Below are 25805 nucleotides of genomic sequence, written 5' to 3' on the forward strand. Positions count from 1 at the left end.
TTTTCAATTGACAGGCTTTGCATGCATTGATTACAATGAACGCATGATTATCTTTTATTCCAATAAAAAACCGGGAGCATTTTTAAAATGGCCAGTCTGACGTTAAGAAATATCGATGAATCCATTAAGGTAAAATTACGCATTGTGGCTGCCGCAAATAACCGATCAATGGAAGAAGAAGCCAGGCAAATTCTCAGGAAATATTTATTGGAAGAGCGATGCGCAAAAGGAATTGGCACGCGTATCGCCAAGCGGTTTTCAGAATTGGGTGGTATTGAATTGCATCTGCCTCAAAGATCTTATCCGCGTGATACAACATTATCTGAATTGGAAACTCCCTTGTGATCCTTTTGGATACCAACATCGTATCTGAATTGATGCGGCCCATGCCCAACTCTAAAGTGGTTTTCTGGCTTGATGATCAGCCCGAAACCGACATTTGGATCAGTGCCGTCACTTTGAGTGAAATTTTATTAGGACTTGCGCTTCTACCGGATGGAAAAAAGAAATGGGCATTGGTGGGGGCGGCATCCCAGATGTTTGAGAATGATTTTGCCATGCGCTGCCTGCCTTTTGATTGCGAAGCCGCTGAGGTTTATGCACTGATTGTTTCACAAAGGACTCGAAAAGGGCGCCCGATAAGTGTAGAAGATGCACAAATTGCAGCCATCGCCCTGACTGCCGATCTGACCTTGGCCACACGGAATGTCAAAGATTTTACCGGAATTGAAAAACTGAAATTCATCAATCCATGGGAACTATAAAAAACGATCTCTGGCCGGCATCTATGTGACATATCAGGTCATCCGCCACATGAGCAGAGCCTCCCGCTGGGCCACAGGCCCCAGGCAGAACCGCCGGCAGTCCGGCTGATCCAGCCATGACAGTCTGATTTTCAGATTGGGAGACCGACCGTCCCCTGATTCCAGGATGCTGACATGTCCTTTCATTCCTCTGATGGCGGTGCGGAAATAGGAGTCAAACCCGTACACCCAGTCATCCGCAATCTTTGTGATCATGATATAATGCTCTTCCTTCCGGGTGAGCCTAATATTGCACAGCACCACCCCGCCCTGATCCAGGCAGTCCTGAATCGGCCCGTCTGAGTCCAGGCGGACCGCCTCTTTTTCCAGAAACACGGTGCGCACGGCAAAATCTTTGAACCGATAGGATTCCAGCCAGTTGCCCACCAGGCGGACGGCGTATTTGCTGGTGCCCCCGATGCCGAACCGGGCATTGCGGCCCACGGTATCCAGGCAGTACAGATAGATGTGCCGGATCACCATGGGCGGCACCTGCTTTCGTTTGAACAGATAGCTCACCGCATTGATCAGGGCCGTGGGCACACAGTCATATTCAGACACCTGGTAATGAAGGGGGGTATGCATGAATTCTCCCGGCACTCGGTTTGCTGCAAAAAAATTCTATATAACTTTGTCCGCCATTTTGCAAGAAATACAGATCATGACGGACCGGCGGTCAGCAATGGAATGACAAGAAAAGCCGTGTATCCCAGATAAACGGCCAGTAGCCCGGTCCCTTCCAGCCGGTTGATACGCCCCGGCCGGCCCCTGAATCCGTATCCGATGATGAAAAGGGACAGGGTCAGCCCCCCCATCACGGCCATGTCCCGATACAGAACCGATGGATCCACCCCGAAAGGATGAATGACCCCGGCAATCCCCACCACGGCCAGGGTATTGAACAGATTGGATCCCAGGACATTGCCCAGGGCGATATCATGTTCGTTCCGGCGGGCCGCAATAATGGAGGATGCCAGTTCCGGCAGGGATGTGCCCACCGCGACAATGGTCAGTCCGATGATCATGTCGCTGACATGAAACATCCGGGCCAGTGCCACAGCCCCCCATACCAGTATCCGGGAACTTAAGATCAAGAGAACCAGGCCCAGAATCAGCCGAAAAACCGCCTGCCGAATGGACAGGCCCGAATCCATGGCCCGGACTTCCATCTGCTCGGCCAAAGGATCGGTCTTCCGGCGGATTCCCTGCACAATGGTCCAGCCCATCAAAACAGCGAACACCCCCAGCAGTATCATTGCATCTGACAGGGAAATCATCAGGTCCGCCACCAGCCATACCGATCCTGCGGTAATCAGTGTCAAAATCGGGAGTTCTTTTTTCAATACCGCGGAATGGACCATGACCGGACTGATCAATGCCGTGATGCCCAGAATCAAAGCGATATTGGCGATATTGGATCCATAGGCGTTTCCCAGGGCAATTCCGGGACTGCCCTGCACGGCGGCCAGCGCCGATACCACCATTTCCGGCGCTGAAGTGCCGAATCCCACGACCACCATGCCGATGAGCAGCGGGGGCATGCCGAAATAAGTGGCCGTGGCCGCCGCACCCGACACAAACCGGTCCGCACTCCACACCAGAAGAATCAATCCTGCAATCACCGCAACAACCGCCATCCCCATCTGTCGGCTCCTTTTATTTCACTGTTTTACGGCAACCTGTCATACAACCGGGATAAAATCAAGTTTTCAAAAATATTTGATACGGCCTGTCTTGCATTTAGCGTTCAATCACGGTATCTGATGAATAAAACAGGTTTTCGGACTGACCCAATGATATCACAGGATCTGATCATGGAAAACAACCGCCTTGTTGTCCGGGCCGACCAGCTGTATGACGGCCGGTCTGTGCACACAGACATGACCGTGGTGGTGGAAGGCCGCCATATCGTGGATGTGACGGACAGACCCTGTCCCGGCGACATCCGGGGCATCGTCACCCCGGCGTTCATCGACCCCCATTCCCACATCGGCATGGAGCGCCAGGGGGAACCGGTCTTAGAAACCGAAACAGACGAGCATAGCACGCCTTTTGCGCCGCTGCACAATCCCCTGGACAGCATCTATTTCGATGACCGGGCCTTTGCCGATGCCGTGGACTTCGGGGTGCTGTATTCCTGCGTGGTGCCGGGATCCGGCAACATTATCGGGGGCAAGGCCGTGATCATCAAAAATTTTGCCGAAAACCGATCTGATGCCGTTGTCAGCGACTATGGATTCAAGGCGGCCTTAGGGTTCAATCCCCGGAATGCCGTCCGCTGGAAAGGAACCCGGCCCAGCACCCGCATGGGGGCTGCGGCCCTGCTCAGGGAATACCTGTCCGATATCTTTCGAAAAGAGGAACAGGCCCGCATCCAAAAGGAAAAAGCCCTGTATGAACTGTCTAAGCCGGACAGTCCGAAAAAGGGCACGGTCTGGGCCCAGCGGGAATATGACCTGGCCCTGTCGGACGCCGAATGGGAAGTGTTCCGGCTGTTCAATGGAGACAAAATCCTGAAAGTGCACCTGCACAAGGCGGATGACGCATTGTTTCTCCTGGATCTGAAAAAACAGTTCAATATCAGGGTCACGGCGGAACATGCCCTGGATATTTATGACTCAAGTATTTTCAATGCGTTGGCCGACCACGGCATCCCGGTGGTGTACGGCCCTTTAGGGGCTTCAGATGCCAAGGTGGAACTGAAAAACGCGTCCTGGCGGCACACGGCAAAGCTCATGGCCTCCCAGGCAACATTCGGCCTGATGAGCGACCATCCCGTGATCCTGGCCCACCATCTGAGAGACACCCTCAAATACTTCCTGATCCAGGGCATGACCCCGGCGGATGCCATCGGCCTGATCACCCGGAAAAACGCAGAAATCTTAGGAATAGGCCACTGCCTGGGCACGGTGGCCCCGGGCCGGCTGGCCAGCCTCATCGTCTGGGACAAAGACCCGTTCCACCTGAGCGCCCATCCCCTGGCCGTCCTGGCTGAAGGCCGGATCATCCGGGACCGGCGGGGGCTGCCTTTTGAAATGAACATCCCCAATGAAGAAACCGCCGCCGCCATGAACGAAATCAGACAAGGAAAAACAGAAAAAGTGTCTTTGGAGCAGCTCCGGAAAGAAGCAAAAAACGGCTCCGGCAAAGAACAATAAACGGCAAAGGCCGTCTGCAAAAAACAGACGGTCTTTGCCGTTTTTATTTACGGCCAGAAGACCTAAACCACGGTTTCGGCAAAGGTCACTTTATCGGTAATCCGGTCTTCCGGGGCCAGGCGGGTGAGCTTGACCATCTCAAATCCCGTGACTTTGATGAACACCTTACCCGACATATCCGTCAGAAAAAGGTCATAGGTGTTGGTTTCTTCACCGGATGCCTTTTTCCGGGTAATGCACAGGTAGTCCGTGTGTTTTTCCACGGGAGCAAAAAAGGTCATGGCCGCAATGCGGAAGGGCAAAACCGTTCTGGAGGTGGTTAAAAATTCCAGCAGTCCGCCGGTCTGGAACATGGCATCCACCAGCACCGGGGCGGCCTGGAAATTCGGATCAGCCACCCCTTTGAAAAACGGGGCCTCCGACCGGTCCGCCACCGTGGTGATCAGGGTTTTTCCATCAAAGGAATTGATATTCGTGATGGTGCTAAACAGCCCGAACATGAACAACCGGCTGGGATGATACACCAGATCGGCCAGGTCCCCTTCCCAGGACACGGGAGAAAATTCCGGCAGATCCATGGTTTCAGGTGCCGGCCGTTGTTTTGCCAGGAAAAAATTCCCCTGGTAATGCTGTTTGGGGTTCCCCATCACTTTGCCGTTGGGGGTTTTGAACACTGACGTGATGCCACAGGCAAACTCACCGGGTGCCTGCAGGGTTCCGGAGATGATGATCTCTTTGGGCCGCCCCTTGAGCAGCTTGATGCCATAGGGAATGGAAAAATCAGACATTTTCGTGACCACAGACCCGTCCCCGGCCAAGGCAGCGGCTGCCTCGGCCATGGTTTCAATGCCCGTGGATCCTAAAAACAGCGGCACATCCCCCATGGTATGGTCATGCAGAAACACGTCATGTTCCAGGTCCAGGACCCGGGTCCAGACCGCAGTATCATCCGCCTTGTGGGTCAAATCGCCTAAAAACGGAAACGCCTGATCTAACGGCGTTCCCAAAAGACCGTCAATGTCAAAGTCATAATCCAGACCGGAAAACACCATCTCCGATTCCGTGGCATCCAGCAGGTCAGCCATGAAGAACTTCACGCCCTGTTCCATGGGCAGAAACTGGATGCCCCGGTCTTCCAGCACCTTTTTCACCGTGGGGTTGGTGGCCATACCCACCCCGCCCCAGGCGGTCCAGGCATACACTTTGTAAGTGCGGTCCGGATTCATCTGTTTTTCTCTGAACAAGGCTTTGCCCAAAAAATCATTGGCAGCCGTGTAGTCCACCTGGCCCTGGTTGCCGAACCGGGCCGTGACCGATGAAAAAGTGAACATGTACCGGTATTCCCGGTCTCTGGCAGCTGCCAGCAGGTTCCGCATGCCTTTGACCTTGACATCCACCACCAGTTCAAACGCCTTTCGCTCCTTTTTGGGGATGAACTGACTCATCTCCATGCCTGCAGCATGGAAGATCCCGTCAATGCGGTCACATTGATCCACCGCCGCCTTTACGGCCTCATAATCGGTGACATCCGTGCAGTGATAGGTCACGGAAATCCCTTGAGATTTCAAATACTCGATGTTGGCAATGGATTGTCTGACCCGCACAAGCCGGTCCAGGGCCTGCTTCACAGCCACGGGTTTCTCCCCGGGCATCTGGCTGCGTAAAAGCCCCATCAGATCCGCTTGCGTGGCATCGGGCTTCAGCAGCGCCGGATCCGTGGCATAGATATCGTTGATATCCAGGATCACCAGGTTGACCTGATAATCCGCCACCACCTGTTTGAGGATCTCATAGGTGATCCCCCCGGCCCCGCCGGTCACCAGCAATGTGTCACCGTCCGACACAATGGGCTGATCCTTTCGGGCGGGTTCCGGGTGCATGGACAGCACATACCGTTTCTTGTTTTTATACCCCACCTCACACCGGGGATCGTCGGACAGCAGTTCCGCCAGAAACAGGTCCGCAATCCGGGCCAGACTCTTTTTGGGCTGCTTGTAGGAAAAATCCACCACCTTGACCCGGGTGTTTTCCAGCTCCTTGTTGGCGGTCTTGAGCAGACCGCTCAACCCGGCAAACAGCGGATGAATCTCCCCGCCGTCTTCCATATAAGGAAACACCACGGAATCAAAGGTGAGGGTGCCGACAAACGTGTCCGGGCGGTCCAGCTGGTCATACAGGGTTTTGAGCAGCACAAACATGGATTTCATTGTGGTATTCAGATCTCTGTCTGAAGCAAATTCCCGGTTTTTCCGGTCAAACCAGGCATCCAGGGAAGCCAGGTGAAGATATCCTGTGATGTCGGGATCCGTCTGTGCAAAGGCGTTTATGGCGGCCTGGAATCCGTCCAGGTCGGACAGATCCGCTGTCACATCTGCATTTTCAATGCCCAGGGTGATGACTTCACCGCCCATGGATTGAATCCGCTCAATAACGGCTTCGGCAAACCCGTGGGAATCCAGGGACACCAGGAGCCGTTGCCCGGCAAAATCCGAACGCCCGGGTTTCGGCATGGCTGCCTCATCCACCCGCACCACCAGACGTTTGATGGGAGAGGCCGGGTCCGGGAACCGGTCGTCTGGGGCATCTGATACCGGTGCGTTTGCCCCATGCAGGGACGGGCTGTCCGGCCCATGCCCGGCAGGACCGTCTGTATCACCGGTTGGAACCTGATCCGCCGATCCCGTGGCCGGGACGGGGTCTTCCGCCGGGGCCGATGCTGCCGGGATCTTTGTCTGAATATAGGCGGCCAGCTTTTCAATGGTGTTCAGATCTCTGAGCCGCAGATCGCCCGGCACGGCAAACCCGAACCGGGATGCCACCTTGCCGAAAATCTCCACCTGTTTGACTGTATCGATCCCCAGATCCGCTTCCAGGTCCAGGTCGTCGGCCAGCATGTCCGGGGTATACCCGGTCTGGGCGGCAATCACCTCTTTGACCACGGTCGTGGTATCATCCCCACCGGCCGGGGTCACCACCCGTTCGCCGGAATCCATGGTATGGGCCGCTGTCGGCATTGGGGAATCTGTGTCATGGGAGGACAAGGCCGTACCGCCGGCTTGATCCGAAGCCGGTGTCCGGGAGCTGTCTGAACCCGATGCTGCGCCAGATCCGGCCGTACGATCGGCCACATGCGCGGTCAGTCTGGCAATGGTGTTCAGATCCCTGAGCCGCAGATCATCGGGCACGGCAAACCCGAAATGGGACGCCACCTTACCGAAGATCTCCACCTGCTTCACCGTATCAATCCCCAGGTCCGCTTCCAGATCCAGGTCATCTTCCAGCATATCCGGGGTGTAACCGGTCTGGGCCGCGATCACCTCCTTGACTTTGGCGGAAACCTGATCCGGCGACACCGTGCCGGTTACCACGCGTTCCCCCGAATCCATGGTATGGGCCGGGGCCGGAGACGCGACGGCTGTATCCTGTCCCGGTGATTTGCCCGGGGCCGCAGAATCCGGAGAAAGGCCGGATGCTGCCGCACCAGAAGCACCGGCACCGGACCGGGCCGCCACATAGTCCGCCAGTTTTGCAATGGTGTTCAGATCCCGCAACCGCAAATCATCGGGCACGGCAAATCCGAAATCCGTGGCAATCTTGCCGAAGATCTCCACCTGTTTGACTGTATCGATGCCCAGATCCGCTTCCAGATCCAGGTCATCTTCCAGCATGTCCGGGGTGTAACCGGTCTGGGCGGCTATGATCTGCTGGATCTTTTCTGTTGCCTGGCCTTTGTCCGGCCCGGAAGCCGCGTTTACAGCCGGTCTATCCGATGTGGCTGCTGCACCTGAAGCGCCGGCTGCAGGAACCCGGGAAACGGCTCCCGGGGCTGCGGCCCGCGCGGCCGGCTGTTTTGTCGTCACTTTCTGAGGCCGGGTCTCCGGTGCCACTGCCGGGGCCGCCGGATCACCGGCCACCACGCACAAGGTATTATCAATGAGTTTCAATTCCGGTTTCTGGACCCCGGAAATGCTGCGCAGCCACCGGTGATAGGCCAGGTTGCCTTCCACCTTGTTTTCCTGGATGCGTTTGACAAACATGAACGCAAAATGGGATCCGAATCCCGCAGACAGATGCAGGCCGTATTCACTGTTGATCTGTGCCTGGCCGGAAAAATTGAGTTTTTTGAAGTGGGCCGGTATTTTGCTCAAATTGGCAATGGGCGGGGCCTTGCGCTGCTGCAACGCCTTGACCAGGACCACGTCCTCAATGGCGGCGCCCAGGGTATGCCCGGTAAATCCCTTGGTGTTGGAGATGCAGATCTCACTGAGATGACTGGAAAAGGCGGATTCCAGGGCTGTGACCTCGGCATCGGCACTGCCGCCTCTTGCCGGGGTATAGGTTTCATGGGACATGAACAACAGTTTGCCGGCATAGTCCTTTTTTCTCAGTCCGGTGCGTTTTTCCACCTTGTTGATAAATTTGGTCATCTCTTTTGACATGTGGGGCACATCGATATTGTACGTATGGTACGCGGAGTTGGCGATGTGCGTGCCCAGGATCTCGCACTGGCCGTTCATGCCCCGTTTTGACACTTCTGTTTCATCTTCGATCACCAGGCCCACGGCCCCGGCCCCCAGGATGGTGCCGTTGCGGTCCTCATCAAAGGGTTTGGCTGCTTCAGACACCCGTTTTTTAATGGTGGCGGCGCCTAAAGCCAGAAATCCCGATCCTACCCACTGGTTCTGCAGCGCAGACGTGGCGTTTTCACCGCCCACCACCAGCACCCGCTTGCACCGGCCCGTGCGGATCCAGTCCTCGGCAATACCGATGGCCAGGGTGGTGGAAGCACACGCGGACGACACCAGGGTGTTGGGGCCTTTGGCCTTGATGATCTTGGCCAGGTGAGCCGATCCCAGGGGGCAGGCATTGGCCAGAAAATTTCTGTCAAAGGTATAGGCGGAAAAATCTTTGCGTTTTCTGGCCTTGGACTTGAAGAACCATTCCGTGAGCGATTCTTTGATGTCGATCTCCTTGATGCGCTCCATCAGAAAATAGTAGATCTTTTCAAATTCTTCATGGGGCCGCAGAAAAAACCGCTCATAAAAGTATTTTTCCAGTTCCGCCATCAGGGTTTCGCCGCTGGGCCACAACGAGGTGATGATCACCCCGGTGTCTTCCTGCATCTCTAACGGCAGGGCAAACCCTTCCGGCACCATGCTTCGGCCGCCCTTCATTTTCTTGTACTGCATCACCAGAGGAATATGCGCGTCTTTGAGGGCTTCAATGCCTGCGGCAATGCCCAGAGACATGGCCACATCATACTGTTCCTTGATGCCGTATTCATCGGTGAGATCAAAATACCCCAGCTGGCCGGCCAGATGGATCACATCCTCGGTGCGGGTGATCTGAACGAACCGGGCATTGCCGTCCGGCTGTTTGTACAGTTTGGTGATGTTCTTGTCCGTGATCCGCTCCTGGGCTTCCAGGGTCAGGGGTTCAATAAAATTTTCCCCGTTGAGAATGGCATTGAAATTGTCCGTGGCAAACACCCGCCGGCCCTTGCCGGGCAGGCCCACGGACACGCCGGAGATCAGAATGCGGCCGGTGTTGAAATCAAACCGGTCTATGGCATGAATGGCCGCCTCGCGCTTCTGGCGCTCAAACTCCTGATACAGGATCTGGTCCAGCTGTTCCTTGTTTTCTTCCTTGAATTGTTCAAAATCATGGGACAGGTTCATCCGGGGCAGGGCCTCCTCCAAAACGGGTTCACTTGTCTGTTCATCCGGTGTTGCCGGCAGTGCGGGCAGGTCTTCCGGCGGATGTTCAAACAGGCTGTTGCAGCCGATCAGGTATTGCCGGCAGGCTTCAAACGCTGCCACTTCCCCCTGCCGGGTATCCACAGACACGGCCGTGCCGTAGTCTCCGATGTTGATGTGTTTGAGCAGGTTTACCAGGAGCCGGGAAGGCCCGATCTCGATAAAATGGGTCCGGCCGGACACATACACGTTTTCCACGGACCGGATGAACTCCACCGGGGACACGATCTGCCGGGCCAGAAGATCCTTGACCTCTTTTTCACTTTCCGGATAGGGTTGGGCCAGGGTGTTGGAGATGATCCGGTTGAACCGGGTCTTGTTAAAGGTCAGGGTATCCAGGAACGCTCTCAGTTCGTCCGCAGCCGGCTGGAGCAGCGGGGTGTGAAACGCCCCCGTGAGATTGAGCTTCTTGTACGACACTTCCTGCTGGGACAAAAAGGTACAGAAATTGTCTATGGCTTCGGCTTTGCCGGACACAGCCGTCTGTTTTTCACTGTTTTTGTTGGTGATATAAATATCGGAGATAAAGGATTGGCGCAGCAATGCTTGTGTGTCTTTTTCATTTTTAAACACCACCATGATTTTTCCCGGCTGCTTCAGGGTGCTCTCGTACATGAGATCCGAGCGCTTGATGATCAGGCGCAAGGCATCTTCAAACCCCAGCATGCCCGAACAGAACAATGCCGTGTATTCCCCCACGGAATGGCCGATGAAATAGTCCGGGGTAAACCCTTCTTTCGCCAGGCGGGAACAGATGGCGGCTGAAGACAGAAACACGGCCGGCTGGGTGTTCTGGGTGGAATTCAGGGCCGGGTCGTCCCCGAACATCATGTCCAGGATGGAATATCCCCGCACGTCAAAAAAGACGGCATCCCCTTTGTCCAGCACTTTTCGAACATGGGCGTCCGCTTCATACAGCTGTTTCATCATGCCCGGCCGCTGGGCTCCCTGGCCGGACAGCAGCGCCACCATGCGCAGTTTTTTGCCGCCGGGACCCGCAGAATAGGCCGTGTCCGTCACCACCAGGTCATCGCCGGACACCTGGCGGTATTCCGCTTCGATCACGGGCTGTTCCGGGGCCGCATCTTTCAGGTCCAGAACCCGGGGCAGGGTACCCATGATCAGATGGGCGTGATTGCCGCCGATGCCGTTGACATTGGCGGCAAACCGCAGGGGCTGTCCCGGTTTTCTGTCAACCGGCTTTGTGGCGGGGGTCAATACCTTGCTGTGGTTCAGCGTGGAATGATCCGCATCATAATTGAAATCCGGCAGAATCTGGCCTTTCTGGTTCATGAGCATGAGCTTGGCCATGGCCACGGCCGGATTGGCCGCCTTGAAATACCCGAACTGGGGTTTGATATTGCCGCAGTGCATTTTATGGGAAAAGCTGGCCTGGATCACCTGCTGCTCGACCATGTCCCCGAACACATTGGAAAACGCGAACAGATCCAGGTGGTTGATGTCTGACTTGCGGATGCCGGACCGCTGGTAGGCCTCGTTGATCACGGATTTAAAGGTCTGCTCCGACGGGGCCAGCAGATGATCGGGCACGGACGAGCGCACGGTGCAGTCATGAATCTCGCCTAAAATCGTCATGCCCGCTTCCCGGGCTTTTTTCAGGGTGGTCAGCACATGGATGGCGGCCCCTTCTCCCATCACATACCCCTGGGCCCGGCTGTCAAAAAAGTATCCGTTTGTTCCGGACAAAAGCCCTAAGCGTTTGAACGCCATGAGCACGGCCGGGTAAAGGTTGCAGTCCACCCCGCCGGCCAGGACAAAATCCAGATCCCTGTGCTTGAGCATCCGGGCCGCGTTCCGGATGGCAATGGTGGCTGAGGCGCAGGAGGCGTCGACCACGTAGTTGGCCCCGTTGAGCCCGAAATGGTTGGCAATACGTCCGGAAATAATGTTGGACAGCAGCCCCGGCGTGGTGTCTTCATTGTTTTCCGGAATGGTGTTCCGGATCACGGCCAGCAGATCGTCGGCCACGGCCTTTGCCCGGGATTTGTCCACGCCTTCGGCGTTTGTCACGGCATTGGCGATGACCTGTTTTCTCACCCGGATGATGTTCTTGCTCTGGCGCTCCCCGGCAATGGTGCCTAGGATGACCCCGGTTCTGGCCGGCCCGCCGTCCACGGATGACAGACCGGACGAGGCCAGGGCCTCATCTGCGGCCTCCAGCCCGAAAATCTGGGCCCGCTCAATGGATTTTACCATGGTGGGGGGCATCCGGTACTTAAGATTGTTGAATTTAAAGTCTTTGACCACCCCGGCCTTGACTTCAGGCAGGTGATAAATGGAATTTTCAGGAAACGCGGCATAGGCTTTTGTGTCAAAATGATCCTCCCCCAGCGGGGTGACCTGTTTTTCGCCGCTGCTCAGTTTTTCCCAGAACATCTGCGTGTTTGTTGCACCGGGCAGAAACACGCCCAGTCCGGCCACCACGATGCGGTCATCATTGAAATCATGGGCCGGATTTGAAAACATATCCCGGGAAAGGGGCAGATATGAGTCAACCATCTCCTGCACCACCACATGGTAGTTGATGCCGCCGAACCCATAGGAAGATACGGCTGCTCTCCGGGGCGCGTTTTCCGGGCGCTGCCATTCTTCCGGATCTTTGACGATAAAAAGCGAAGAATTTGACAGATCATGGTTTTTAGACAGGGTTTCAAACTGCCCGTTGGGGGGCAGCATGCCCTTGTTCACCGCCAAAAGCGCCTTGATCAGCCCGGCGGATCCCGCCGCCCCCAGCAGATGCCCGATCTGGGACTTGATGGAGGAGATGCCGGCATGGCTGTCTTTGTACCAGGAATTCAGGGTTTCCAGCTCCGCGGCATCCCCGATGGTGGTGGAGGTGCCGTGGGCTTCGATGAATCCGATCTGTTCCGGGGTGATCTCCGGCCGGGTGTGTTCAAAGCAGCGCTGAACGCTCAATACCTGGCCCCGGGGGTTGGGGGCGGCAATGGACTTGCCCCGGCCGTCGGAAGAGGCCCCGATCCCGTTGACCACTCCTATGATCCGGTCGTTGTCCCGGATGGCGTCTTTCATGCGCTTGAGCACAAACACCACAGACCCTTCTCCCAGCACAAACCCGTCGGCCCGCTGATCAAAAGGATAGGATCCCCTGGCTGACAAGGTCCCCATTTTGGCGAACCCGATAAAGGATTCCGGGGCCAGGTGGGTGTTGACCCCGCCCACGATCACCTGATCATGCTCGCCGGAGAGCAGCTCGCCGATGCCCGCTTCCAGGGCCGTGATGGACGAGGCACAGGCCGCATCCACAATATAGTTGGCCCCCCGGACCCCTAAGTGCCGGGCGATGCGGGACGCCTCGATGTTTAAAAGAATCCCGTGCACCGGGTCATACCCTTGGTGTTCCCCTTCCAGTTGTGATTGAAGGTTTTCTCGAATACTGGTTTTTTCATCTTCGGACAGCGCAGCCCAGGCCTCGGTTTTTTCCATCATGGACAGAATCTGGGGAAACCAGTATTTGAGCTGCAATGTGTTGCCCAGCTCATTGGACAGGCAGGTGGCGATGATCACGGCGGTTCTCTGGGGATCTTCACAGATCAACTGATCCTTGTCATCCACAAGGCCGGCATTTTCCACGGCTTTGTATGCGGTCTGCAGCACCATCTGCTGGCTCCGGGACAACCGTTTGGCCTTGTCCGGGGCATACCCGAACCGTTCATGATCAAATTGAAAATCATCCACCACTCCGGCCAGAATGGTGTAGGTTCTGTCTTCGGCAGTCCGGTCCGGGCTGTAATACAGATCCTTGTCAAACCGGTGGTCCGGCATGGGTTTGATGGCGTATTTTTTTCCCAGGATATTGTCCCACAGGGCATCCGGGGTGTCGGCACCCGGCAGGGTACATCCCATGCCCACCACGGCAATCTCGTCGTTGATCCGGTTTTTCGGGCTGAAAAGGACCTCCAGCTGGTTCAGGTGATGAAACAATCGGGATTTGGCCGTAAAATAGGTATCATGGATCTGTTGAATGGTGACATCCTTTTTAAAGAACGCCAGGCTGTCTCCCACCAGAAAATTGCCTTTTTCCCGGTGTTCCTCATCCTTGAACCAGGTGTAGTACTGCTCTCCGGGCCGTTTAAAATCCGGCATAAACCCTTTGGCGCCGATCAGCAAAGACCCGATGTTTTTCTTTTCAAAGGCCCGCTTGCGTTCATCCAGGCCGACCTTGTCCAGGATCATGGTGTCTTCCAGTTCTTTCATTCTTTTTGCAAACGGCGTAGGCGCCGTGCGGGAAGCCAGGCCCAGACTTTTGCCGATCACCACGGTCTCATCTTTTTCAATGATGATATCCTGGTATTGTTTGGTGACACTCCGGGTTTTTACGATCTCCTGGGAAAACAGATAGGCCGTGCCCACCTGCAAGCCGATGGCAGCGCCTTTTTGGGCCAGAAACGAGGTCATGCCGGAGATGAAAAACGAGGCAAAACAGGTGGAGATGCCGCCGGCAAACACCAGCGAGATTTTTGACAAATCCTGATTCCGGCTCACCAGCGTTTCAATAGCCCCTTCCCACAGCACCAGAGAAGACAGAAACCCCACATGTCCCCCGGCTTCCCCGCCTTCGAAAATGAACCGGACGCATCCGCTTTTCAATGCATTTTCCATCATGGGCACGGACGGGGTGTGCAGATAGGTTTGGGTGCCGGCCGCCTCCAGGTCCCGCACCTGGGAGGGAATGCCCCCGGCAAACAGGGCAAAGGGAATCTTGTATTTTTTGACCATGTCCAGATGCTTGTGCACATTGGGATTGAACGCTTCAATCCCCACCAGGCCGGCCCCGCAGTTAGACACTTTTTTCTTTCCTTTAGACAGCATCTCATCGGCCAGAGACGCGGGCAAAGATCCCACGGCAAAAAACGGCAGGGCCCCGGCATCCAGCACCTGTGCCGCAAATTCCGGGTTGTCGGATATATTGGCCATGGGCCCCTGGATCAACGGCAGGCGCGTGTTCTGGTTCCGGGCGAACGGTGAGTTTTCTTTCACCGGGTCAAACGCATCCACACAGTCGAGCACCTGGCCCAGCGTGACAAAAAAATCATGGATCATCTCAGACAGTTTATGGGATTTTTTTGCCATATGCCGGGCAAACAGCCCGTCCTGGCCCATGAAGAACAGCGACTGGACAAACGGGGCTTGGGTGTCGTTCAATGCGATGACCTGAGAGGCTATTTTTGCATACAGCTGCTGTTCTCCATCTGCCTGTTCTCCCAGCACCACGGCTTCCTGTTTCAGGTCCCTGACCACTTTAGTGCCCAGTTTGGCAAATACCCGGAACACCTGTTTGTCCTGGATGCTGATCTCCGTGGAATCGCCCTCCTCCACCATGGCCAGCAGATTTTTAAAGGCCGGGGACACCGGCGCTTCGTCTGCCAGCAGCACCTGGGTATCCATGACAAAACCGGACACCCCGGCGGCCAGCATGCCCGCACCTGTGTACTGTCCCACCCCGCCGTGAACAAACACGGGCCGGTTCTGGTGTTTCAGGTACCACTGCATGAGAATGAAAGAAGAGTATTTGGATACCTGTCCGGCGGCTTCGTTGCCCTTGAGGATCAGGCCATGGGGATCGGCTTGGTCAATCCGGGCGGTCAGGCCGATATCCTTGATCTCCAGCAACACCCGGGTGTCGCCCAAGTGCGGCTTTTCAAGGGTGTCACCTGTTTTAGATACGGGCATCACCACCAGGTCCAGGTTGGATACCGGCTGGTTTTCCAACGCTTCCAGCACCGGCAAATCCAATGATGCCAGCCGGATACCGAAAACAATATTTTCTTTGGACAACTGAAGGATCTTTTGCAGGATCTCTTTGCTGTCCAGAAATTCAGTGTCAAACACGGGCAAAGCCCCCGCCGCATAAACAGCGTGAAAATAAGCAAGGTCAAACACCTTGACCGGGGTATAGATCATCAGCGGCAGCCGGGAGTGCAAAATGCGTGTTATCATGGGAACTCTCCATTGGAAATTTTAGCGTTTGGCCCCTGTCTTCTAGCAACAGGAGCAAAAAACGGGATTGGGTTCAAATAATTTCATAAGTATCCCCCACCTATTATCAAAATCCATGCCACCCGGGTCAAAACAGATAACATTCTGAATTCAAAGATTTTTTACCTGATATGTCTTTTCAAGCTATTTGGCTGAAATGTTTTATTCTTGCATTTTATGAACATTGGTTATACAAAAATGCCCATGATCATACACAGGGACCGCCTATGAAAAAAGCCGTACTGACCCAGACCGAGCGCCATTTTTTCAAAACCGTCCACAACGCGGCCTTTGCCAACCCGTTCAGTGAACTGCGGGAACGCCTGGATCAGAAAATCGCCGGACTGTTCCCGTCTGCGGCCCGCCGGAAAAGCAAGGACATGTGCGTGCTGGAAGTGGACCGGCAGCTCAAAAAACTGGCCCGCCAGAACCGGGGCAACATCAACCAGTACACGGGAGAGGACCGGGAAGTGCTGCGGGTGGTGTATCTGTTCGATGTGTTCCATAAATTCCGGGACCGGTTTGATCAGCTGATCCAGGATCAGATCACGGCCCAGGATGAGCCCGTGCCCGTGGATTTTGTGGATGAAGCCCGGGAAATGATGAAGGAAAAAGGGTTTTCCACGGCCCGGTTTTACCATTATTTTGCCCTGTCTTTTCAACTGCGCCGGGCATTTTATTTTATCTCAAACACCCTGGTGGGTGCCAGCCCCTGTATGAAAACCTTTAAAAAACACCTCTGGTACAACGTGTTTACCTACAATATCGGGCTGTATGACCAGCATCTGTGGAACCGGATGGAAGATTTCTCCACACTGCTTTTAGGAGAGACGGGCACGGGAAAAGGCACAGCCGCCAGAGCCATCGGCATGAGCGGATTCATTCCCTTTGACATAAAACAAAGGTGTTTTGTTCAAAGTTTCACCCGGGCGTTTTCCTCATTAAACCTGTCCCAGTATCCGGAAACCCTTTTGGAATCCGAACTGTTCGGCCACACCAAAGGGGCATTCACCGGGGCCGTGGAAGATTACCAGGGAGTGCTGGACCGGTGCAGCCCCCATGGTGCCATTCTTTTAGATGAAATCGGAGAGATCCCGGACCATATTCAGGTCAAACTGCTGCGGGTGCTCCAGGAACGCACCTTTACCCCCGTGGGTGCCCATGGGCTGTCCCGGTTCAACGGCCGGGTCATTGCCGCCACCAACCGCCCGAAAAAAGAGATCATGGACGGCCGGGTCTTTAGAGAAGATTTCTATTACCGGCTGTGCTCGGACATCATTGAAGTACCGCCCCTGCACACCCGGATTCAACAGGATCCGGCCGAACTGGACACCCTCCTGGATTTCACGGTCACCCGCATGCTCGGCCTGGCGTCACCGAAAATCACGACCAAAATCAAAAGAATTATTGACCGCCGCTTGGGAAACCATTATAGCTGGCCTGGGAATGTCCGGGAACTGGAGCAATGTGTGAGAAGCGTGCTGCTCCGAAGAGATTACTTAGGCAAACAGGCGCCCGAAGATGTGTCTCTTTCCAGTTTTCTGTGTCAGGGCATTCAGGCCCAGGATCTGCCGGTTTCCGACCTGTTGTCCGGATACTGCACCCTGTTGTATGAAACTTTGGGCACCTATGAAAAAGTGGCCCAAAAAACCGGGCTGGACAGACGAACGGTCAAAAAATATATCATGACCCACAAACAGACATAAGGACCTTTCATGTTTTCTTTTCTGCCATCACCGCTGAAAGGTGCGGTATCTTTTTTGATTTACCTGATCAACACCATTTTGCTCACTGTGCCGTTGATACTGATTTCCCTGCTCAAATTCATTCTGCCGTTTCAACCGGTGGTGGTGATCCTGGACCGGATACTCATGGGCATTGCCGGACTGTGGATTTACATCAATTCCGTCAACACGGACCTGTTTTGCAAAATCGACTGGGATGTCCGGGGGCTGGACAAACTGACACCCAGGCAATGGTATCTGGTGCTGTCCAATCATCAGTCCTGGGTGGATATTCTGGTGCTTCAGAAAACATTGCGCAAAAAAGTCCCCATGCTTAAATTTTTTTTGAAAAAAGAGCTGATCTGGGTCCCGTTTCTGGGGCTGGCCTGGTGGGCCCTGGATTTTCCGTTCATGAAACGCTATTCCAGGGAATTTCTGGCTAAAAACCCCCATATGAAGGGGAAAGATCTGGAAAGTACCCGAAAAGCCTGTCAAAAATTCAAACACACCCCCGTGTCCATCATGAATTTTGTGGAAGGCACCCGGTACACCCCGGAAAAAGCGAAAACATCCGCGTTTTCACATCTTTTGACCCCTAAAGCCGGCGGCATCGCCTTTGTTCTGGGATCCATGGATCAATGCCTCAATCACATTCTGGATGTCACCATTGTTTATCCGGACCGGGTGCCGAGCTTCTGGTCATTCATATCCGGTAAAACCCGAAAAATCATTGTGGATTGTCAATTGCTGGAAATCGGATGGCAGATCAAAGGGGATTATTTCAATGATCCGGTTTTCAAGGCACAGTTCTGTGAATGGCTCAACCAGTTGTGGCAGGAAAAAGACCGGAAAATCGAACACCTGCTTTCTTCTTAGAGAATGGCGGCCATCACCCCGGTCAGAAGAAATGAGGATTCGATCATAAATTCCATCTGAGTGCCTGAGATCCGGGAGTCTTTTCCAAAAAAATGAACCAGCACCAGCATGAGACCGGGCACCAGGGCCAGCAGCAATGCCAGAGAAAAAGACAACCCGGCCGGCCAGGCCCCTGCCAGCAGCACCAGGGTTGCAATCAGCACATACCGGATCAGAACAAAGCTTTTTTTTTCTCCCAAAAGTATGGGCAGGGTTTCCCTGCCGGCAATCCGGTCACCCTGGATGGCCTTGATATCGAAAAATGCCGTCCGGCTGAACACCAGCCCGGCGGCATATAAAAATGCCACGGCCATCCAGGCGGGGACACTGCGGGTATCCACGGCCGGCAGAATACTGGTGACAACCCCCCAGGCCATGGTGATCAGGATGGTTTTGGACCCGGGAATGTCCTTGATACGCCGGATCTGCTGTTTTCTGCCCAATCCCCGGGGAATGAGCTTCAGGTTATAGGACAGCCCCAGAAGGCTCATGACCAGAAGAATGAAAAACGACATCACCCCCGTGGTATATGCCAGGTACAACCCGGCCCCGCCGGAACTCACCGCCAGCAGCGCCAGAACAGGGCGATACCGCCGGTAGAAACCGGCCCGGTCCGGATGGTTGTATGTGTCTGATTTCACGGCAAACATATTGTTCAACACCTGCATGGAAAACACATAAAGCATGGCAATGGCGGCATGAATCCATGTGCGGGGCAGTTGCTGGACCACGGAACAGGCATAGGTCAGGCTGCCGGCCCCCAGCGCCAGCAGCAGGTTGGTCTTTAAAAGAAACCCCTGGATCCGGGAGATGACTCCGGCCACAGGGCGCTGATGCTCAAGGTGCCGGGCCACCCGGGAACAGGTGTCGGTGATGATCCAGTTAGGGGTGGAGGCACCCGCGGTAATGGCAATGGACCGGAATCCTGCCAGGGCTGTGAAATCGATTTCCGACACGGTTTCAATATGCGTGGTAAAGGCCCGGGTTTCAGCGGCCACCTGGGCCAGGCGCCGGGTATTTCCGCTCTGCCTTCCCCCCACCACGATCACGGCATCATGGGTGGCGGCCAGGTGTCTGACCTCCTGCTGCCGGCGCTCCGTGGACCCGCAGATGGTATCAAACACCTGGTAATGGGGCCGGTGTTCCGCGCAAAAGGCTTTGATCTCATCATATAATGCCGTATTCTGGGTAGTCTGGGCCACCACCACGGCGTTTTCAAATACGGGCAACGCCGTGAACTGATCCATGGTCGTCACCGTGTGTCCGTTGCCCTGGGCATATCCCAGCAGTCCTTTGACCTCGGGATGATTTTCTTCACCGATAATAATGGTGGCATATCCTTTCTGGGCAAACTTTCGGATAATCACCTGAACCCGGACCACCCGGGGACAGGTGGCATTGATCACGGTGAATCCCGCTTGTTTCAGGGCGGTTTCATCTTCAGGCGGCACACCATGAGCCCGGATCAGCACCAGTCCCGTGCCTTTTTCAGGGATGGTATCCAGCCGGAAAATCCCTTTGGTCTCCAGCATTTCCAGCACCTGGGGGTTGTGGATCAGCGGGCCATAGGTATATATCGGGGTATCGGATGTATTGGCGGCATCCAGCACCATGTCCACGGCCCGGCGAACCCCCATGCAGAAGCCGGCGGTTTTTGCAATGGTAATTTTCATGAAATATTGATCAGCAGGTTCACCAGCCGGGAAAATTCCGATTGAGACGTGAAATTGATTTCAATACGGCCTTTTTCCCCGGTTTTTCGAATTTTCACCGGCGACTGGATCTGACTGGAAATCTGGGAACAGGTGTTTTCAAGAAAGGCTTGTTCTGTTGCGGACAGGTTCCGGACAGGTTCGGGTTTTTCCTGTTTGGACTGATTCACCAGAAGCTCGGTTTTTCTGACCGACAGTTTCTGGGCAATCACCTGTTCGAACAGGGCCAGCTGGGTTTCCAGAGATTCCGCACCCAGCAGGGCCCGGGCATGGCCCGTGGAAATTTCTTCATCCAGAAGACTTTGTTTGATTTTTTCAGGCAATCCCCGCAGCCGGAGCAGATTGGCAATGGTGGAACGGTTTTTACCGATTTTTTTGGCCACTTTTTCCTGAGTATAGCCGAATTCATCCATGAGCCTGAAATAGGCTTCCGCTTCTTCCAGCACATTCAGGTTGGCCCGCTGAATATTCTCAATAATGGACACTTCCAGCACCTGCTCATCGGTCAGGTTCTTGACCACCACGGGCACATGGCTCAAATTGGCTGACTTGGCGGCCCTCAGCCGCCGTTCCCCGGCGATCAGTTCATAGGTGCCGTCCAGATGGCGGACCAGCAGCGGTTGCAATATCCCCTGCTCGGCAATGGAATCCTTTAGACGGTCCAGTTCCTCTTCATTGAAATCAGTCCGGGGTTGATACCGGTTGGGAGCGATATTTCCCACCGGACACATAAAAAATTCCCCCCGATCCTTCTGGGCATCCATATCAAAATCCGGAATCAATGCACCGATGCCCCGGCCCAGGCCTGTTTTTTTCTTTTTTTTATCCATCATCGTTTCAGCAGCTCCCTGGCAAACGCCATATATCCTTTCGCTCCTTGTGACTGCTTGTCGTATAACATGACCGGCAGGCCGTAACTGGGGGCTTCCCCCAGTTTCACGTTCCGCGGTATCTTGGTTTTAAACACCAGATCCTTGAAATATTTCCGGGCATCCTCCACCACGTTCTGGGCCAGATTGGTCCGCCGGTCAAACATGGTCAGCACAATGCCTTTGATTTTCAATCCCGGATTAAACGATGATTTGACCCGCTTGACCGTGTTCAAAAGCTGGCCTAAGCCTTCCAGGGCAAAAAATTCGCTCTGAAGGGGGATCAACACGGAATGGGACGCCACAAATGCATTCAGGGTCAACAGACTCAATGCCGGCGGGCAATCAATCAGCACATAATCATACTGGTCAGCCACGGGCAGCAGAAGCTGCTTCAGTCGGGCCTCCCGTTGCGAAACAGACACCATTTCAATTTCAAACCCGATCAAATCCACATTGGCCGGCAACAGGGTCAGGCCCGGCAGCATGGTGGGCAGCAGCAGGTCCTGAATATCTGCCTCACCGATCAGTCCATGGTAAAGGGAGGCTTCCAGACCGGGTTTTTCCACGCCTAAGCCCGTGGTGGCATTGGCCTGGGAATCACAGTCCACCAGCAGGACTTTTTTCTTGAGCATGGCCAGTGCTGCAGACAGATTGACAGCCGTGGTGGTCTTTCCCACCCCGCCTTTTTGATTGGCTATACTGATGATCTGCGTCATAATTTAAATTCCATATCACAGTTCATGATTCGAGGTAAACAAGAAAAACCAGCGGCAGACGTTCATTTTTTTGGATCTGACATACAACATTCAGGCAGCCCTTTTTCCCCTATTCCTGGAATCATGTCAAGAAAAATTGCCGCTCCGGTTTATGAATTTGACATTTTTTATCTCTGTGATAAAATTACTGGTTCATGATGCAAAAAAAACCTTCCCATTTTCCCAAAAAACCTCGACCCGCCCGGAAACCATTGGTTCGATCCCCTGAAAACAGACCGGCCCAACTGAATTTTCCACAAGATCTTCCCATCACGGCCAGAAAAGATGCCATCATCAAAGCCATCCAGACCAGCCGGGTGGTGATCATTTCCGGAGAAACCGGTTCGGGCAAAACCACCCAGATCCCCAAATGCTGTCTGGCTGCCGGCTGCGGCACCCGGGGCATGATCGGCTGCACCCAGCCCCGGCGCATCGCCGCAATCAATGTGGCCAAACGCATGGCATTTGAATTCAAGGAATCTTTAGGGCAATCCGTGGGCTACAAGATCCGGTTTGACGATAAAACCCCTGCGGGTGCCTGCATCAAGGTGATGACCGACGGCATTCTTCTGGCGGAAACCCAGCAGGATCCGCTGCTCAAGCGCTATGACACCATTATTGTGGACGAGGCCCATGAAAGAAGCCTGAACATCGATTTTACCCTGGGAATTCTCAGACGTCTGATAAAAAAACGCAAACACCTGAAATTGATCATCACATCCGCCACTATTGATACCCGGAAATTTTCCGAAGCCTTTGACAACGCCCCCATCATCGAGGTTTCCGGCCGGATGTTTCCCGTGGAAATGATATACCGGCCCATTCTGGAGGACACCGGAGAAAAACAGAATCCGGAAGATCAAGGATATGTGGAAGCGGCGGCTGATGCAGCCCATTCTCTTTTGACCCGGACCCGGTCCGGGGACATGCTGATCTTCATGCCCACGGAACAGGACATCGGGGAAACCATGGAACTGCTCCGGGGCCGGCAGCATCCCGGTGTCACCATTCTGCCGCTGTTCGCCCGGCTGTCCGCCGGTGAACAGGCCAAAGTGTTTTCAAGGGCCCCGGGACGGAAAATCATTGTCTCCACCAATGTGGCGGAAACCTCTTTGACCATTCCGGGCATCCGATATGTGATCGACACGGGCCTGGCCCGGATTCCCAGTTATTCTCCGAGAACCCGGACCACCTCGCTGCCCGTGCGGCCCATTTCCCAGAGTTCCGCCAACCAGCGCATGGGACGGTGCGGCCGGGTGGAAAACGGGATATGTATCCGGCTGTACGATGAAGATGATTTCAACGGCCGCCCGTTTTTCACGGCCCCGGAAATCTTGCGGAGCAACCTGGCGGAAGTCATCTTGCGCATGATTTCCCTGAAACTGGGGGATGTACAGGGATTTCCCTTTATCGATCCGCCCGCCCCCAAAAGCATCCGGGACGGATTTGACACCCTGGTGGAGCTGGGGGCCGTCAAGGTGTCGGACAAGCCCAAAAAATCCTTTGAGCTCACGGACGTGGGACAGATCATGTCACGAATCCCCGTGGATCCCAAACTGTCCCGCATTCTCATTGCGGCCAAAGACAACCACTGCCTGGCCGAAGCCCTGGTCATTGCCACGGCGTTGTCCATTTCCGATGTCCGGCAGCGCCCGGCTGACAAAGCAGCGGCAGCCGACCAGAAGCATGCCCGGTTCAAAGACCCGTCCTCTGATTTCATCACCCTGCTCAACATCTGGGATGCTTATCAGGCAGAAGAAAAAAAATCCCGGTCAAGGACCAAACTCCGGCAGTTCTGCATGGATCATTTTCTGTCTTTCAAACGCATCCGGGAATGGCTGGATATCCACAGCCAGATCCGGCGCCAGCTGAAAGAACACGGGTTTTCTAATTTCTCGCCCTTTACTTTTCTGCCCGGCACGGATCATTTGAAATCAAAGGCCAAAGACATCGGCGGCCCTTTGTATATTGCCCTGCACAAATCCCTTTTGGCCGGATATCTGTCCCACATTGCCCATAAAAAGGAAAAAAATATCTATGCAGCGGCCAAAGGCCAGCAGGCCATGATTTTTCCGGGATCCGGGTTGTTTGACAAAGCCGGTCCCTGGATTGTGGCGGCCGAGTATGTCAAAACCAGCCAGCTGTTTGCCAGAGGGGTGGCCAATATCGATCCGGCCTGGCTGGAGGAGATCGGCAAAGATCTGTGCACCCGCACCTATTCGGATCCCCGGTGGGAAAAAAAACAGGGCCGGGTCATGGCCACGGAACAGGTCTCGTTGTTCGGTCTCATCATTGTGGCGGGCCGGGCCGTGCCTTATGGAAAAATCAATCCCCAGGAGGCCGGGGATATTTTTATCCGCAGAGCCTTGGTGGACGGTGAAATTCACCAGCCCTTCGCTTTCATGGTCCACAACCGGAACCTGATCCAAGAACTGGAAGAGGCGGAACACAAGACAAGGCAGCGGGATATTCTGGTAAGCACGGAGGACATGGTCCAGTTTTACCATGCCCGGCTGCCCCGGCCGTTTTATCACATCAAAACCTTTGCCAGATTTCTCAAAGACCAGAAAGAGGATGCGTTTCTGCGCATGACCCGGCAAGACCTGGAAAAAAACAAAGCGGACCAGGATCATCTGGCATTGTTCCCGGATGTGCTGAACACGGCACAGGGAAACTTTGCCCTGTCTTACCGGTTTGACCCCGGAAACGACACGGATGGGGTCACAGTCAAGGTGCCGGCGGACATGGCGGCCCAGGTCCCTAAGACTGCTGTGGAAAAACTGGTGCCCGGACTGTTTGAAGAAAAAATCGCCGGACTGATCAAGGGACTGCCCAAATCATACCGGGTCCGGCTGATGCCCGTCCAGGCCACAGCAGCCCGGATCGCAAATAATCTGCCTAAAGACGACACGCCGTTGTTCTCCCAGTTGTCCGCCTTTATCCGGAAACACTATGGATTGACCATTCCTGCCACAGCCTGGTCGGAAGACCATCTGGCGGATCACTTGAAAATGCGGATTTCCATCCGGGACCACAAAGACCGGGAAATCACCTCTTTAAGGGATCCATCCATTTTAAACCGGTTCCCGCATGCAGCGCCCCAGCCCGGCACATCCGCCCTGGACCGGGCCAGGCAGACATTTGAAAAAACAGGGATCACAGACTGGACGTTTCCCGATTTGGCGGAAGTGCATTGCATTGACGAGCCGGACGGGTTCACCCGAAAGGTGTACCCGGGGCTGAAAATCGAGGAGGACACGTTAAGTCTGCGGCTGTTTCTCTCCCGGCAGGATGCAAAAGCCGCCCATGTCCAGGGAATCCGAAGGCTGTATGAGCACGGGTTTACCGATCTGTTCAAGGCCGTTAAAAAAGATATCCGCGCCACAGGGGATCTCAAGCGGATCGCCAGGTATTTTGACGGGCCGGCCGCATTTCAACATGCGGTTTATACCTGTATCACCCGGCATCTGTTTGAAAAAAACCTGCGGACCCGGGAGGCGTTTGAATCCTATATCCAAAAACTGCGCCCCACCCTTTTTCAGCAGACACAGGATCTGATCCAGGATATTCAGGCTGTCGGCCTGGCGTATGCCGAATGTTTTTCTTTGATCCAGGCCCTGTCTTTAAAACATCAGGCCCGGCCCCAGGCCAGCCGGATGCTTGCAGACCTGTTTGAAGGGCTTAAAAACCTGGTGCCGCCCCATTTTCTTTCTTTATATTCCATCCAGAGAATCCAGCATTTGCCCCGGTATGTGGACTGTCTTAGAATCCGGGCCCAGCGTGGGGCGGACAACCCGGCCAAAGAATCTGAAAAAGCCAAAAAAATCAGCCGGTTTGAACATCACCTGGCCACCCAGGTGGCCGGACTGTCTGAAAAAACATCCCCGGAAAAAGCCGAAAAAGTCGAAGATTTTTTCTGGCTTCTGGAAGAATACAAAATCTCCGTATTTGCCCAGGAATTGAAAACCGCAGTCAAGGTGTCTGCCAAACGCCTGGAAAAAGAACTGCACACCCTGTCCACCCTGATCTGATATCCGGATGGCCTGAAAAACCCCACCCAATGATGAAACTATCCACAGTCAGGTATTCTGC

The 25805-nt window shown here is 54.6% G+C and carries 12 protein-coding genes; 6 read left to right on the forward strand and 6 right to left on the reverse strand.

What is annotated here, in order from left to right; all coding sequences use genetic code 11:
* The first annotated feature begins 87 nt into the window (after positions 1–87).
* The gene (locus K365_RS0119105; protein WP_024335873.1) at positions 88–345 is read left to right on the forward strand and encodes a FitA-like ribbon-helix-helix domain-containing protein; all 258 of its coding nucleotides are present in this window, start codon (positions 88–90) and stop codon (positions 343–345) included.
* Entirely contained in the window at positions 342–764 is a 423-nt protein-coding gene (locus tag K365_RS0119110; protein ID WP_024335874.1) for a type II toxin-antitoxin system VapC family toxin, read from the forward strand. Before K365_RS0119105 ends, K365_RS0119110 begins: the two co-directional genes overlap by 4 nt.
* A gap of 33 nt (positions 765–797) precedes the next feature.
* Here the strand turns inward: K365_RS0119110 and K365_RS0119115 are convergent, their stop codons facing one another.
* Complete coding sequence (locus K365_RS0119115) at positions 798–1388, reverse strand: hypothetical protein (RefSeq protein WP_024335875.1); 591 nt, start codon at positions 1386–1388, stop codon at positions 798–800.
* Positions 1389–1462: 74 nt separating this feature from the next.
* Complete coding sequence (locus K365_RS0119120) at positions 1463–2446, reverse strand: calcium/sodium antiporter (RefSeq protein WP_024335876.1); 984 nt, start codon at positions 2444–2446, stop codon at positions 1463–1465.
* A 171-nt stretch (positions 2447–2617) separates the two neighbouring features.
* On the opposite strand from K365_RS0119120, the gene K365_RS0119125 reads away from it, so the two are divergent.
* Positions 2618–3961 (forward strand): amidohydrolase family protein, encoded by a 1344-nt coding sequence (locus tag K365_RS0119125; protein WP_024335877.1) that lies wholly within the window; start codon positions 2618–2620, stop codon positions 3959–3961.
* 62 nt (positions 3962–4023) lie between these two features.
* On the opposite strand, the gene K365_RS0119130 is transcribed toward K365_RS0119125, so the two are convergent.
* Positions 4024–15696: a type I polyketide synthase gene (locus K365_RS0119130; protein ID WP_024335878.1), complete on the reverse strand. Its 11673-nt coding sequence runs from the start codon at positions 15694–15696 to the stop codon at positions 4024–4026.
* Between the two features lie 266 nt (positions 15697–15962).
* On the opposite strand from K365_RS0119130, the gene K365_RS0119135 reads away from it, so the two are divergent.
* Positions 15963–17441, forward strand: a complete 1479-nt coding sequence (locus K365_RS0119135; protein ID WP_024335879.1) for a sigma-54-dependent transcriptional regulator — start codon at positions 15963–15965, stop codon at positions 17439–17441.
* A gap of 9 nt (positions 17442–17450) precedes the next feature.
* Positions 17451–18335 carry a 1-acylglycerol-3-phosphate O-acyltransferase, YihG family gene (gene yihG, locus K365_RS0119140; protein ID WP_024335880.1) on the forward strand — a complete coding sequence of 295 codons (885 nt, stop codon included), beginning with the start codon at positions 17451–17453 and terminating at the stop codon, positions 18333–18335.
* On the opposite strand, the gene ispH is transcribed toward yihG, so the two are convergent.
* Genes ispH through K365_RS0119155 form a run of 3 tightly spaced genes read right to left on the reverse strand, consistent with a single transcriptional unit; the run spans position 18332 to position 21674 of the window.
* A complete protein-coding gene (gene ispH, locus K365_RS0119145) occupies positions 18332–20047 on the reverse strand; it encodes a 4-hydroxy-3-methylbut-2-enyl diphosphate reductase (RefSeq protein ID WP_024335881.1) in 1716 nt (571 codons plus the stop codon). The genes yihG and ispH overlap by 4 nt on opposite strands.
* Complete coding sequence (locus K365_RS0119150) at positions 20044–20919, reverse strand: ParB/RepB/Spo0J family partition protein (RefSeq protein WP_024335882.1); 876 nt, start codon at positions 20917–20919, stop codon at positions 20044–20046. The genes ispH and K365_RS0119150 overlap by 4 nt, the downstream gene beginning before the upstream one ends.
* A complete protein-coding gene (locus K365_RS0119155; RefSeq protein ID WP_024335883.1) occupies positions 20916–21674 on the reverse strand; it encodes a ParA family protein in 759 nt (252 codons plus the stop codon). The genes K365_RS0119150 and K365_RS0119155 overlap by 4 nt, the downstream gene beginning before the upstream one ends.
* Positions 21675–21868: 194 nt before the next feature.
* Between K365_RS0119155 and hrpA the strand changes: the two genes are divergently transcribed.
* A complete protein-coding gene (gene hrpA, locus K365_RS0119160; protein WP_245569210.1) occupies positions 21869–25744 on the forward strand; it encodes an ATP-dependent RNA helicase HrpA in 3876 nt (1291 codons plus the stop codon).
* Positions 25745–25805 lie beyond the last annotated feature (61 nt).

The organism is Desulfotignum balticum DSM 7044 (assembly GCF_000421285.1).
Taxonomy (GTDB): domain Bacteria; phylum Desulfobacterota; class Desulfobacteria; order Desulfobacterales; family Desulfobacteraceae; genus Desulfotignum; species Desulfotignum balticum.